Here is a 13,302-nt window from a genome sequence, read left to right as displayed (position 1 = left end):
AACATACAATGACTCAAAAATTAAGGCTAAAATCAATGGAGTTATAAGAATGAGTAATTTTTCCCGATGATATGAAGTCTATCCCTGTTTTTGCTAGGGCTTTTATATCACTTTCTCCTATATTCCCCGAAACTTCAAACTTTACTATTTTATTCTCGGCTCTTTTGTCCTCGTCACCAATCTTTTTTACTATTTCAGAGATAACTTCTGGGCTCATATTATCAAGTAAAATCTGATCTGCCCCGTTGTAATAAGCTTCTTCTGCTTCCTCTTTGTTTGTCGCTTCTACACAAATTTTCACCATTGGTCCAAGGTTTGACTTTAACTTTTCTAGGGCATTTTTTATCGAGCCTGCTGCTTTTTTGTGGTTATCTTTTATCATTACACCATCATATAATCCCATACGGTGGTTTATTCCCCCGCCAGCTCTAACAGCGTACTTCTCCAAATATCTTAAAGTAGGGGTGGTTTTTCTGGTATCTAGGATTTTTACCCCGTAAGGCGAAGCTAAATTTACCATTTCTCTGGTCTTAGTTGCAATGCCTGAGAGCCTTTGGACAAAATTTAGGGCAGTCCTTTCGCCTTTTAGGATTTTGTCTGTACGGCCTTCAATTGAAGCAATTAATGTTCCAGGTTCAAATTCTTGGCCGTCACTTAACTTTAGATCAACAATTATGTTTTGATCTATTAGGTCAAAAACCTTTTTAACAACAAATCCTCCGGCAAGAACTCCTTTATCTTTTGCAGTTATTTGGGCTGTTTCTATGTTATTTGTATCAACAAATATATTGTCAGTAGTGATATCTGAAGGCCCTATATCTTCTATTAGTGCATTTTCTATTATTTTTTCTAGTATTATATTATCTACTTCCAATTGCTTCACCTCTAACTTCTAGCATTTTTACTAATGAGTCTTTTGCCCTCTCTCTTATTTCTGGCTCAAGGGTTATTTTATTCTCCATATTTTCAAGAACATACAGCAGGTTATCAGGAGTTGTTTTTTTCATGTTTGAACAGACAAAACTTTGACTTAATAGCAAAAACTCTTTGTCAGGGGCTTCTTTTTGAAGCCTATGAATAAGACCCATCTCAGTTCCTACTATTATTCTTTTGGCATCTGTTTCTTTGGCGAATCTCACCATGGCGCCGGTACCCATAATGTGGTCCACTTTATTTTGGATCTCAGGAGAACATTCCGGATGACAGATGATCGGTGCATCAGGGAAATTACTTCTACAAGCGTCAACTTCTTCTTGGCTTACCCTTGCATGGGTGATGCAGTATCCCTGCCAGGGTATTATTTTTTTGTCTGTTTTGTTAGAGATATACCAGGCCAGATTCTTATCTGGCAAAAATAAAATTTCTTCTGTGTCCAAAGAGTCAACAACTTCTTTTGCATTTGAAGAAGTACAGCATATGTCTACTTCTGCTTTCACCTTTGCTGAAGTGTTTACATAAGCTACTACTTTAGCATTTGGATGTTCTTTCTTTTTTTCGATCAAATCATCTACATCGGCCATATCTGCCATTGGACATCCTGCGGTTTTGTCTGGCAAAAGCACAGTTTTGTCTGGTGCTAAGATATGAGCACATTCTGCCATGAAATGTACCCCACAAAATACTATAGTTGAAGCCTTGACTTCGGCGGCTTTTTTACTAAGTTCAAAAGAATCACCTACTACATCAGCAACATCTTGAATTTCTGGCATCTGATAATTATGAGAAAGTATAACAGCGTCCCTTTCTTTTTTTAGCTCCTTTATCTTTTCCAATTTGTTATACATACAAAATCCCCTTTCAGTTTAGATAACATTAATAATTATAGATTGATTCAATCGCAAAAAGTCATATGAACAAGGTTTTGTTTTTAAAAACACTTTACTTTTGTGAATAGAATTTTTGCAGTTGAATCAAAATTGTAAATGTATTATGAAAGATTATTTCACTTGACGTTTGTAATGTCAAGTGTCTTTACACCTATGGGATAAAAAAAGACCTTACTCTATTAAAAAACCTTTATTTTTCAAAGCGTTTTTTATTTCCTCTGCAATTTCTTCTTTGGAGACTTCAATTGTATGCAGATGTACTCCTCCTGTGAGATAGGAAAGAGGCTCTGCTTTACTTTTTGACAAATTACTTAAAAATTCTTCTACATCTCTCCTAGAACCTATCATCAAGTAACCGGATATTTCCCCGTAAATTGGATGTTCCACAATAACATCTATTACTTTGCCTCCAAGATCAACAATAGTTGTAAGTTCATCTCTTATTCCTTCTCTGTCATGCTTTGATGCTATAGTGAATTTAAGTTCTTTTGTTTTTTCTTCATCTGATTTGAGAAGATAACCCTGAGGGGTGGATATTATTTCATGACCACCTGCTCTCAAAATAGCTATATCCTGGACAATGACCTGTCTTGATACGCCTAACATATCTCCAAGCTTACTACCTGTAATAGGAGTCTTGCCGGAAAGGTGTTCAAGGATCTTTTCTCTTCTATTTTGTGCCTTGCTTTCAGTCAAAATTAATCTCACCACCTCTTGACTAGGAATTATACAAAGCTGTACTTAAGATGTAATTTTATTTTCACCTAAGTTTCCGTATTCTTTTGGGTAGCTTCCCAGAACTTTTAAGAAGTTTACGTTTTTTTCTACACCTTTTAGTCCCTGATAAGCACGTCTTTCTTCTTTATGCCCTTCAAAATCAACATAAAAGACATACTCGCCTAGCTTTCTTTTTGAGGGTCTACTTTCTATCCTGGTAAGGTTAATCTCTAACTTGGAAAAAATCTCTAAAGATTTGTATAAAGCTCCTGGGCTATCCTCGATACCAAAGACTATAGAAGTTCTATCATCTCCTGTAGGACTGGGCGGCTCATGCCCTAGAACTATGAATCTAGTTTCATTGTTATATTGTTTTTTGGGGCCTTCCCAGAGAATATCTAAACTATAATTGTTACAGGAAGCAGGGGCTAGGGCAGCCGCTTTTTCTTTGGTTTGGACTTTTTCGGCAGCACCGGCAGTGCTAGATGATATCTCTTTTTCAAGATGTGGGTATTCTACAAACAGCTCTCTACACTGGGCAAGGGCCTGGGAGTGTGAAATTACTGTATCTATGTTTTCTAGCTTTTCGCCAGGATTTGCAAGCAAAACGTACCTTATAGGTAATATTATTTCCTGGGTTATAATTGTATTTTCTACTTCTAAGAGAAGGTCCATGGTTTCTGTTACAGCACCTTCTAAAGAATTCTCTATAGGCAAAACACCTAGCTTTATTTCTCTATTTTCAATGGCATCTACAACTTCTCTGATACTCTGATAGGGTTTTATATCATCAGAAATTTTGTCAGCAGCTTCGCTAGAAAAAGTTCCCGGCGGCCCAAGATAACCGGCAGTATTTTCCATTATATAGACCTCCTGATTGAAACCTGGTTTTGAATAACTTCTTTTAAAGCTGATATGACAGCATAATTTTGATGCATCAGTCCAATTGTCACCCTAATATATCCCTTAAGCCCAATAGAAGTTCCGCTTTTTACCAAGATACCTTTTCTAAAAAGGTTTTCAGTGATGATTTCGTCGTTTCTACTTTTTAAATCTATAAGTATAAAATTTGCCTGGCTTTTTACATAGCCAAGATCAATTTCGGGTAAATTACGGTAATAAAATTTTAATCCCCGCCAGGTGCATTTCTTGGTTTTTTCTATATGTTTCCTGTCTTTTAAGCTAGCTATGGCACCAGCCTGAGCAATACGGTTAACGTTAAAGGGTTCTCTAACCCTCTGTAACATTGAGATCATTTCTTTATTTGCTATGGCAAAACCAAGCCTTAACCCGGCAAGAGCATATAGCTTACTGAAGGTTCTAAGTACAACTAAATTAGGGTACTTGTCGATCAGAGTAATCCCGGAACCGCACTCTTCATCATTACAGTAATCAATGTAGGCTTCGTCGCAGACTACAACGACATCAGAGGGAACTCTTTTTATAAATCTTTCTAGATCTTTTTGGGTGTATATGGTGCCGGTTAAATTATATGGGTTTGAGATGTAGATTAACTTAGTATCATCCGTGATGGAATGCAGTATCTTCTCGAGATTACAGGCCATCTCATCTAGAGGAATTTTTACCAGTTCTCCTGACATAAGATAGGCCGCAAAATGGTACTCTAATAATGATGGATCACATACATTGACATTATCTCCTGGCTCTATGAAGGTTTCTGCAATTAACTTGATCAATTCGTCAGATCCGTTTCCAAAGAGTAGGTTTTCTTTATCTACTCCCAAATGTCTCGAAAGAGCATTTTTTAGGTCAGTACTATTTCCATCCGGGTACAGGTGAACACTGGTTATGGCTTCCTGCATGGCTTTAACAGCCTGCCTCGATGGGCCTAAAGGATTTTCATTAGAACTTAGATTCATGACATCATCTGTACCCAGCTTGATTTTCGCTTCTTCAGCGGGATCGCCAGGTTTTGTGGCAGACAATTTTTTAATGCAGTTTCTGGCTCTAAGTACCATTTTGCTTAGCCTCCCAGAATTATTAATACAAAAAAGCCTCGCCCACCTCTGGGCAAGGACGATATGTATTTAGTTACGTAAAACATACTCTAAAAATGTCTCTTAGAAACTACATTTATCCCATTCTCATCACTCTATAAAAAAGTATCACATTAGGTTTTTGGTGTCAACAGTTATTTTATGACACAGTTATTTTATGAAAGTTTCAAGTTTGTTTTTGGTGCAAAAAGTCTATTTGCAAAAACTAACGAAAATCAAAAAGCTGTACAAGGAGGAAAAACTTTGAAAAAGATTATAGTTCTCGTATTTTTGATGTTAGCTGCACTGCTGCCTGCTTGTGAGTTGATAGATATAGGACCGGACTCGCCTGAAGAAGAAGACAAAGAAAAGGCTGATGAAAAATCTTTAAAAGAACCTATAGAGGTTGAAGTAAGGGCTGCTCATACTGATGATGAGATCGCTTTTCATTTTGAGTGGGAAAGTAGAAAAGGCTATCCGGCACAGTTTAGTGACATAATGAAGTATGATGGACAAGAGTGGACTAAATTAGAAGGTGAAGATGAGGTGGTAGAAGATCGGGTTTCTATAATGTTTGAAGACCCCGAAAATGAAATAGAAGGTTTTGGTGAGGCAGGCTGTTATGTTTCCTGTCACAAAGATATGGAGCATCACTATGTTGAAGTTGAAGATGAAGAAGAGGTAGGAGAATTTTCCCTTGATATGTGGGACTTTGGAGGACAAATAGGTTCGATGGATTATGCCAGGGACAAATGGATAATGTATGAAGAATCAGATGAAGGTGTCAGCGGTGTAGAAAGGGACATAATAGACGATGAAGAAAAAGAAGAACTGCCTGAATGGGTCAGCGAAGAGGGAGCTTCGATAATCAAGGACCAGCCTATGTCGGCAGGAGAGTGGGAAGGGAAGATAATACCCAGATTTGTTTTTGACCCGGATGAAGTGATATTTGAAAACTTCTTTTACTCCGATGAAGAAGGTAATCTAATAACCGATCCTGATGAACTTAAAGAAAGCATAGACGACATGGAATATGAAACCTTGAATGTAGCTTATCAAGACTTTGAGTTTGACCCAGAGCAGGATAGGGTTAACTCTATTGATGTTAAGTTTTTGGTTTTGATGGCAAATGATGAACTCTCCCCAGATATTGGTGAAGAATGGGAAGAGTACTGGAGTAAAAGATTAAATATAACTACTCCTGAAGGAGCTAAAGAACTGTTAAATGAAATTGTAGAAGAGTTAGAAGAAGGGGCGCTTATTTCATCAAATACCGGCTATGTTTTTGAATCTAGCCAGCATGATGTAAGAACAACTAGAGAGTTTGATGTTGATACTAATACCTGGAGTGTAACTCTTATACGGGATATTGAAGCAGATGAGGATGAAGAAGACCCACCGGTTGAAGAGATAGAAGAGGAGGAAGCTAAGGAAGAAGAAGAGGAAGATCAAGAAGAAAAGGAAGCAGAAGAAAAAGAAGCAGAAGATGATGAGAATGAAGATGAAAACGATGAGGAGAATAATGAAGAAAATAACGATGAAGGTGAAGATGAGGAAGAACCAGTAGATGATGTAGATTTTGAAGCCTTGTTAGAAGAAGAAATCTATAACATGGCCTTTTCGATTCACGATATCGAAAAAGATGGTATATTCCATCACGTGTCCCTTCCTTTTGAGATAGGAGGAGAAGAAGTAGAAGCGGACCTCGAAATAGCAAATGTGGAAGAAGATTTGACTATAGATACTACAGATGAAGTAGACAGGGTGAATTGGGATGATATAGAACCTTTGGAAGTAACGGTTTATCTTCCCGGGGAAGTATATTATGATGATTTGACAGATGAAGAATTCCACGGTGAAGGTGCTAATTTCATAGAAGATGAAACAAGTTGCAAGGATTGTCATACTGAAGAGGAAATATATGAAAAGTCAAAAGAATATATTGATTAATCCGGTTTTTTTAGGCCCTCTATTAACTTTTGGATAGGGGGTCTAAATTTTTTTATTTTTGCACTAGAATCATTCGTAGAATTAACAAATTGTTTTGTGATATGATATGTTGTAAATATCAAATTAAATTTAACTTTTATTAGGTGTTTTTTGAAAGGGGATAATCATGCATGAAAAATATTAATGAAATAATTGCTAAAGATAATATATGGTTTGAAAAGTCCCAAAAAATAAAAGATGAAATTATAAACTATAGAAGAAGTCTACATCAGATACCAGAACTTAGCTTTGAAGAAGAAAAAACTTCAATGGAGATTAAAGGATACTTAGATAGCATGGGGATTGATTATAAGGACTGTGCTGATACGGGGATGGTTGCATTGATAGAAGGCAAAAATCCTGGACCTGTAATAGCCATAAGGGCTGATATGGATGGTATGCCGGCAAGTGAGAAAACAGGTCATTCTTATAAGTCAAAGCATGAGGACGTTATGCATAGCTGTGGTCACGATGGTCATATGGCTGCTGTCCTAGGAGCGGCTAAACTACTTGTCCAGAATAAGGACAAATGGAATGGAACAGTGAAACTTATCTTTCAACCTGCTGAAGAGCTTGTTCAAGGAGCTAAAAGGATGATCAAAGAAGGGGTGTTAGAATCGCCTAGGCCCGATTATGTACTGGGCTTTCATATTTGGCAGCCTCTTCAAACAGGTGAAGTTGGGATCAAAAAGGAAGAGTTAATGGCATCAACGGAAAATTTTAAAATTATCATACACGGGTTAGAATCTCATGGTGCTATGCCTCATCAAGGAATAGACGCTATCTCAGCTGCGGCAGAGTTTATCCAGGGTATTCATCATATATTGTCTCGAGTGATTTCGGTTGAGGAGAGTTACGTTCTTTCCTTTGGTAAGATTGAAGGCGGGAGGAAAGGAAATGTACTGCCATCAAAGGTAGAACTCGATGGGACTTTTAGGACATTTGAAGAAAAAACTGCCAACTTGATAAAAGAAAAAATTTATAGCCTTTTGGACAATAAAAAAGATTTATATGGTATAAACTGGGAATACATTTTAGAAAGTAGTGCAAGTCCAACTTATAATGATCCTTCTCTTACAGAATATGTTTTAGAATCGATGAAAAAGATACTGCCAGAAGACAGTATCCAATTTCCTTACGGTCCGGTATTTCCTTCTGAAGATTTTTCTGAATATGCAAAGTATGTACCAGCAGCTTTATTTTTCTTAGGTGCTGGTGGTGATGAGTACAAATATCCACACCATCATCCTAAATTTGATTTTGACGAAAGAGCTCTTATAATAGCAACCTCTATAATCCTCCAGACAATTGAAGACCTAACTACTTAACTACTAGCCAAGGTGACGGTTTTTCTAAAAATTTGACATCATGCAATGAGCGAGCTTTTGATTCGTATGTATTTTACGAATCCTTTTGCGAGGCGAGTGCATGATGTCAAATCTCTCAGGTGTTAATCGCAATCTCCGAAATCACAATTACCACCTTTAAATCATCAATACCTGTGGTAGTTTTAACAAAATCTGTAATCTCTGTTGAAATGTTACCTCCCGCTTCTTGAAGCTTACTTCCCCAGTCAAAATCGAGTGCTACCTTTGCTTCAATAACCGGAGAGGCTTTTGGAGGATGTACCTTTATATCCTTTATATACTTAACTCTTGAATCTTTTTCCAAAGTATATTTAATTAATTCATAGAGTACGTTTTCTTTGATATAAACTGAGCCAAGTGCCTGATAGTTAGCTCTAACTATGGTTTGCTCTTTTGTTATTCTACTTTTTTTGGATGATTTTTTGCGAGGGTTTTCCTCACCTTTTAGAAATATTTTTAACCTGCCAAGAAGGGGTACTTTAATACCATTTGATACCTCTGTAGGCGCTAGTGGAACTACATGTTTGCCTTTTACCCTGTGAGATTTGGCTATTTTTCTTTCCTCGGGAGTTGTTAACTCATTTACATCTATCCATATAGAGGGCTCAGGCAGATCAAGATTTTCTATTATCTTATAGATCATATTTACCGAAGTTCCGAGGATTAGAATTTTATCTGTATCTAAATTATTTATTTCCTCTTTCATCTTTTTTGCGTATTCTTGGTTTTCAAATATTGCTCTTCTGATCGCACCTATCATGTTCTTTTCACCTTTTGCTGACTTTGAATCAGTGATCTTTTTGCCCTGGTGAATAATTAGCCCATCGTCTATAATAGTGGGTATAGAATATTTATGGGCTATTTTTACGGCCCTGTGACTTTTGCCGGTGCCGCTTTTGCCGTATAGAGCATAGATTTTCACATAACTCCCCCCAAAATAAATCTAAAAAAAACCATAATTTAACTAATCCATATAAACAAATTTATTTTACTTCCTATACAATTATTTAAAATGTCAATAATTGATTTAGCTTATGCGTGATTATACAATTATATCACATGGCTTAGTCCAGGTCTTCCTGGGAAATATTAGTATCTTTGGCGTTTTCATTTGTATTTTTGGAAATAAGGACCCTTCTTGGATATGGGATCTCGATTCCTTCTCTATCTAATGCTTTCTTAAAGCGCCTTGTAAGCTCTCTTTCTATGGCCCACTGCTCTCCTGGTACACAGGTTGTACCTATCCTGATTCTAACATAAGAATCACCTAGCTCTACAACACCGTGAACCAAAGGTTCTTCGATTATTGCTTCAAGTTCTTCTGCAGCTTTTTTACCTTCTTCTTCAAATACACTAATGGCTTCGTCTATATCTTCTTCGTAAGCAATATCCATAAAAACCAGAGCTATTATGTTATCTTTGCTGAAGTTTTTTACCTGCCCTATTTCACCATTTGGAATGATGTGAAGTTCTCCTGTCCATTCTTTGATTTTGGATGTTCTAAGTCCTAGCTCTTCGACTATACCTGTAACCCCTGCAGCAGTCACAAAATCCCCTACATTATACTGGTCTTCAAACATTATAAAAAAGCCTGTAATAACATCTTTTATCAAACTTTGGGCGCCAAAACTTATTGCAAGACCTGCTACCCCAACACCTGCAAGGATGGAGCTTGTCTTTACGCCGAAATTTTCTAGAATCATAAGTCCTGCTATAAAATAGACAGCATATTTTAAAACATTCTTTAATAGTCCTGCCAGGGTATGGCGTCGTCTTTCATTTATCATCTGTTTTTTGATATCGCTACGTTCAAAAATATGAGTTATAAGCTGTCTGCCAAGACCGAGTAAAATTTTTGCTAGTACTATAATTACTGCTGTTTTGACAATAGTAGTCCCGGCTAGCCTTATTTCACTTGCCCCTATAACATCTATATCGAATATTTCAAGACTTACAAGGATAACTACAAAAATCAATCCATATTTTAAAATTTTCTTCAGGCTAACAGTGACAAAATTCACCAGCTCTTCATCAATAAGTTCGTTCTTAGCTTTACTAACATATTTATTTATAATATAAGTGCCTATTTTATGTAGTACAAGGGCGATAAAAGCTGCTATAAGTATTTTGACGATGTTTAAAAATAAATCCGGAAAATTTTCAACCCCTAAGAATTCAAATAAATAACTTTCGATCAATTTTCTTTTCCTCCTTGATGTAGAGTTTTTGCAGTAGTTTCAATTTTAGTCAGGTGCGTTGACTATATTTTGGCTATATAAATAAGTTTAGACATAATTATACCATGATAATACATTATATGTATAATTTTTAAACAAAAAAAAATCCGGCTAAATGCCGGAGCAAAGATTTGTGGTAACTACCTTTTATTACTCTATTTCGATGTCAATAGAATCGCCCTTGATAGACTTCTTTAACGGGACAGAGATTTTTAAAATTCCATCCTGGAATTTGGCTTTTAGATTATCGATACTATCAGTGTCTGTTTCATTTGGTAATGGGAATGCTTTCTTGAATTCGCCGCGACTTCTTTCCATTCTTAAGTAGTTTTCCTTTTCTATCTTATCGTCCCTGGTTATTTCGCCTTCTACTATTAATCGATCTTCTTCAATCCTAGCATTTAGGTTTTCTTTATCTAAACCTGGCAGTTCGATTTCAAAGTGCAGTTCTCCGTCTTTTTCATAGATGTCGGTTCTGCCATAATTACTTTTGAGTCCAAACTCTGTGTCAAACTTGTCTAGCAAGCTGCCAAAGTCAGCCAACATTCCGAAAGGCTCTCCCCATCTTCTTGGTAGTCTTGTCATAGGAATCACCTCCATATTTTATTATTACCAGTCTTATAGACCCACCAATTAGCACTCTTCATGCTAGAGTGCTAACTCCTCTCGATTATATTGTAAAAAAACACAATATATTAGTCAAGGCCTGGTCCCTAAAACATATGTAAAACTACTCAAATATATGTTCTACATAGATTTTAGAGCATTTCACACTTCTGTACCGCATAGGACACGAAGCCTAGGTTGAACCAGTGTCCCCCTCCTTAGATAGAACCTAAATAAGGATACTTCCCCCAACCGTTTAAGAGTATTTCTACATCTTCCTTACCCCCGCCTTGCGGTGAAGCGCAACCTCCCTAAAAAGGGGTAGCTACACTTGTGATAAGGAGAATGTTTTAAACTACTTGACGGTCACACTACTTCTTTTATTCTTTTTTCTAAAGTCTTTTCAACTTGCTTATAAGGTGTATATAAACCAATTTCGCTATCAAATTTACGTTTTTTAATATTTATAGCTGCATTAATATCAGCATAATATTCACCACACTTACACTTAAACAAATCACCTTTTCTGTCTCCGAACCTTTCACACTTATTACAAATCTTTGAATTTTTCTTTAATCCAAATATCACGAATGTTTTTACGAGGATTTTGGATTAAAAGTAAACTTCTTATTCCACTATATTTTGAATATATATAATTTTTAACTGAGTTATAACGGTCGGATATTATCTCCAGTTCTTCTAAAACTTTTGGATCAAGTTCAAAGCTATGCTGTTTAACACATTTTGGAACTTGCATATTAATCGCTCTCCTTAAAGAGTTTTTTTGCCTCACTTACCACCTTTTTGTTTTTATGACTTCTGCTTCCGTACAGTTTTGCAGAAAACTCAGTTATTATAGACAAAACATCTTCTACAAGTTCTTCTTCGTGAGTTCTTTCTTCATCTTCGTTTAAAATGACAATCTCAACATTGTGATATTTGCAAATTTCGAATAGCAATTCAGTCCCAAACCTTAATAATTTATCCTTATAATTTACAACTATACGTTCAATCTGATCAGTTTCGATTAGTTTTATCAACTCAAGCAAACCCTTTTTATTGTAGTTTAATCCTGATCCGATGTCTTGAATAACTTTGTATCTCCAACCTTTAGATGCACAAAACATTTCTAATCGCTCAATTTGAGATTTTAGGTCCTCTTTTTTGTTTGGAGTAGATACTCTTGCATATATAATTGTTATTTTTTCATCATCTCTTTCCTTATTTGCTATTTTTTGAAGTTTATCTAAGTCGTAACGTCTATGTCCGCCAGGAGTACGTTCAGAAGTAAATTTTCCTTCACGCTCCCAGCGCCTTAATGTATCTATACTAACACCAAGCTCTTTAGATGCTCTGCTAATAGGTACTTTCATACATCTAACTCCTTTATTAAAGCCTTAATATTAGTATAACACAAAAAAGAGAGAAAATACATAGGTATAAGTATATTTAACTAGAAATATATATTTCTTAAATATCAGTTGCTAGCTCTGGCACATTTTTTCTGTTATTTTGGAGCTTATATTATATCTAATTGTTTTTTTTTGAACTTAAATTCTAGCAAATCAAGCAGGAAATGATTAAAAATTCGTTGAAAGAAAATATTAGAAATAAAAGAAAAATAATTTAGAAATAGATTCTTATTCTTAACTCAAGGGGGAAGTGGATACTTGAAGCTTGCATTTATAGGAGCTGGCAAAGTCGGACGTAGTTTTGGATATTATTTAAAATCTAATGGTTTTGAGGTAATAGGTTATTCTAGCAGAACCAAAGAGTCAGAAGAACTTGCTTCTAAAGAAACGGATAGCTCTGTGGTAACAAGAGAAGAGATAGTAGATAAAGCTGATCTAATTTTCATAACAACTCCTGACTCACAGATATCTAAAGTATGTGATGAAATGGCAGATAATATTGGTTTTAAAAAGAATCATACCCTGGTTCACATGTCAGGAGGCCTTTCTTCAAAAGAATTAAAGAGTGCAAAAGACCAGGGAGCAAGTACATATTCTCTTCACCCATTACAGTCTTTTGCCAATGTCCAAAAAGCTATACAAGATTTAGAAAAGACCTTCTTTACTTTAGAAGGTGAGGGTGACAAAGCTAAGTTAATAAAGCTTTTTGAAAAACTTAACAATCCTTATGTTGAAATAGATCCAGAAAAAAAGTCCCTGTATCATGGTGCAGCATCAATTGCCTCGAATTATCTTGTTGCTCTTACTAATATTGCCCTTAGACTTCTTGAGGACTGTGGTTTCAAAAGAGAAGAGGCTCTTGGTGTAGCAGGAACACTTATGGAAGGTACTATGAATAATATACAAAATTATGATACCGTGGAAGCACTCACAGGACCTATTGCCAGGGGAGATGCTTCTACAGTAGATAAACATTTGAAAACTTTAGAAGATGAAGGTTACGATAGAATACTAGAAATATACAGGTTACTTGGGTTAGAAACTGTTGAGATTGCTTACAAAAAAGGACTGTCAGAAGAAGAAGTTATTAAACTTAACAAATTGCTTGAAAGCAATAACGATTAACAGCTGAATATAATTTAACTATAAGA

Annotated in this window: 14 protein-coding genes; 3 read left to right on the top strand and 11 right to left on the bottom strand. The window is 35.9% G+C overall.

Annotated elements, in window-relative coordinates; genetic code table 11:
* Nucleotides 1–13: 13 nt before the first annotated feature.
* From nadC to hisC, 5 genes are all read right to left on the bottom strand, one after another.
* Nucleotides 14–874, bottom strand: coding sequence for a carboxylating nicotinate-nucleotide diphosphorylase (gene nadC / locus ACONDI_RS12275; protein ID WP_241078840.1), 861 nt, complete (start codon nucleotides 872–874; stop codon nucleotides 14–16).
* The gene (nadA, locus tag ACONDI_RS12270; RefSeq protein ID WP_241078839.1) at nucleotides 861–1,784 is read right to left on the bottom strand and encodes a quinolinate synthase NadA; all 924 of its coding nucleotides are present in this window, start codon (nucleotides 1,782–1,784) and stop codon (nucleotides 861–863) included. The genes nadC and nadA overlap by 14 nt, the downstream gene beginning before the upstream one ends.
* Nucleotides 1,785–1,997: 213 nt before the next feature.
* Complete coding sequence (locus ACONDI_RS12265) at nucleotides 1,998–2,522, bottom strand: transcription repressor NadR (protein ID WP_241078838.1); 525 nt, start codon at nucleotides 2,520–2,522, stop codon at nucleotides 1,998–2,000.
* Between the two features lie 45 nt (nucleotides 2,523–2,567).
* Nucleotides 2,568–3,404, bottom strand: coding sequence for a prephenate dehydratase (gene pheA, locus ACONDI_RS12260; RefSeq protein ID WP_241078837.1), 837 nt, complete (start codon nucleotides 3,402–3,404; stop codon nucleotides 2,568–2,570).
* Nucleotides 3,404–4,522 (bottom strand): histidinol-phosphate transaminase, encoded by a 1,119-nt coding sequence (gene hisC / locus ACONDI_RS12255; RefSeq protein WP_241078836.1) that lies wholly within the window; start codon nucleotides 4,520–4,522, stop codon nucleotides 3,404–3,406. Before hisC ends, pheA begins: the two co-directional genes overlap by 1 nt.
* 282 nt (nucleotides 4,523–4,804) lie before the next feature.
* On the opposite strand from hisC, the gene ACONDI_RS12250 reads away from it, so the two are divergent.
* Nucleotides 4,805–6,490 (top strand): ethylbenzene dehydrogenase-related protein, encoded by a 1,686-nt coding sequence (locus ACONDI_RS12250; protein ID WP_241078835.1) that lies wholly within the window; start codon nucleotides 4,805–4,807, stop codon nucleotides 6,488–6,490.
* Between the two features lie 170 nt (nucleotides 6,491–6,660).
* The gene (locus ACONDI_RS12245; protein WP_241078834.1) at nucleotides 6,661–7,857 is read left to right on the top strand and encodes a M20 metallopeptidase family protein; all 1,197 of its coding nucleotides are present in this window, start codon (nucleotides 6,661–6,663) and stop codon (nucleotides 7,855–7,857) included.
* Between the two features lie 115 nt (nucleotides 7,858–7,972).
* On the opposite strand, the gene ACONDI_RS12240 is transcribed toward ACONDI_RS12245, so the two are convergent.
* From ACONDI_RS12240 to ACONDI_RS12215, 6 genes are all read right to left on the bottom strand, one after another.
* Entirely contained in the window at nucleotides 7,973–8,818 is an 846-nt protein-coding gene (locus ACONDI_RS12240) for an isopentenyl transferase family protein (RefSeq protein WP_241078833.1), read from the bottom strand.
* Nucleotides 8,819–8,960: 142 nt separating this feature from the next.
* Nucleotides 8,961–10,094 (bottom strand): mechanosensitive ion channel family protein, encoded by a 1,134-nt coding sequence (locus tag ACONDI_RS12235; protein WP_241078832.1) that lies wholly within the window; start codon nucleotides 10,092–10,094, stop codon nucleotides 8,961–8,963.
* Nucleotides 10,095–10,283: 189 nt separating this feature from the next.
* Nucleotides 10,284–10,718, bottom strand: a complete 435-nt coding sequence (locus tag ACONDI_RS12230; RefSeq protein WP_241078831.1) for an Hsp20/alpha crystallin family protein — start codon at nucleotides 10,716–10,718, stop codon at nucleotides 10,284–10,286.
* A gap of 387 nt (nucleotides 10,719–11,105) precedes the next feature.
* A complete protein-coding gene (locus ACONDI_RS12225; protein WP_420848145.1) occupies nucleotides 11,106–11,327 on the bottom strand; it encodes a zinc ribbon domain-containing protein in 222 nt (73 codons plus the stop codon).
* Entirely contained in the window at nucleotides 11,290–11,496 is a 207-nt protein-coding gene (locus ACONDI_RS12220; RefSeq protein WP_241078829.1) for a hypothetical protein, read from the bottom strand. Before ACONDI_RS12220 ends, ACONDI_RS12225 begins: the two co-directional genes overlap by 38 nt.
* Before the next feature lies 1 nt (nucleotide 11,497).
* A complete protein-coding gene (locus ACONDI_RS12215) occupies nucleotides 11,498–12,112 on the bottom strand; it encodes an IS607 family transposase (protein ID WP_241078828.1) in 615 nt (204 codons plus the stop codon).
* A gap of 297 nt (nucleotides 12,113–12,409) precedes the next feature.
* Between ACONDI_RS12215 and ACONDI_RS12210 the strand changes: the two genes are divergently transcribed.
* Complete coding sequence (locus tag ACONDI_RS12210; protein ID WP_241078827.1) at nucleotides 12,410–13,276, top strand: Rossmann-like and DUF2520 domain-containing protein; 867 nt, start codon at nucleotides 12,410–12,412, stop codon at nucleotides 13,274–13,276.
* Nucleotides 13,277–13,302 lie beyond the last annotated feature (26 nt).

The organism is Natranaerofaba carboxydovora (assembly GCF_022539405.1).
In the GTDB taxonomy this organism is placed as follows: domain Bacteria; phylum Bacillota; class Natranaerobiia; order Natranaerobiales; family Natranaerofabaceae; genus Natranaerofaba; species Natranaerofaba carboxydovora.
Note: the sequence above shows the minus strand (reverse complement) of the source record. Positions and strands in the feature narration are given on the sequence as shown.

Excerpts from the sequence above, each read along its gene's own strand:
- ACONDI_RS12220 (WP_241078829.1), bottom strand. The coding sequence starts at position 11,496 with ATGCAAGTTCCAAAATGTGTTAAACAGCATAGCTTTGAACTTGATCCA.
- ACONDI_RS12230 (WP_241078831.1), bottom strand. The coding sequence starts at position 10,718 with ATGACAAGACTACCAAGAAGATGGGGAGAGCCTTTCGGAATGTTGGCT.
- ACONDI_RS12215 (WP_241078828.1), bottom strand. The coding sequence starts at position 12,112 with ATGAAAGTACCTATTAGCAGAGCATCTAAAGAGCTTGGTGTTAGTATA.
- hisC (WP_241078836.1), bottom strand. The coding sequence starts at position 4,522 with ATGGTACTTAGAGCCAGAAACTGCATTAAAAAATTGTCTGCCACAAAA.
- nadA (WP_241078839.1), bottom strand. The coding sequence starts at position 1,784 with ATGTATAACAAATTGGAAAAGATAAAGGAGCTAAAAAAAGAAAGGGAC.
- pheA (WP_241078837.1), bottom strand. The coding sequence starts at position 3,404 with ATGGAAAATACTGCCGGTTATCTTGGGCCGCCGGGAACTTTTTCTAGC.
- ACONDI_RS12245 (WP_241078834.1), top strand. The coding sequence starts at position 6,661 with ATGAAAAATATTAATGAAATAATTGCTAAAGATAATATATGGTTTGAA.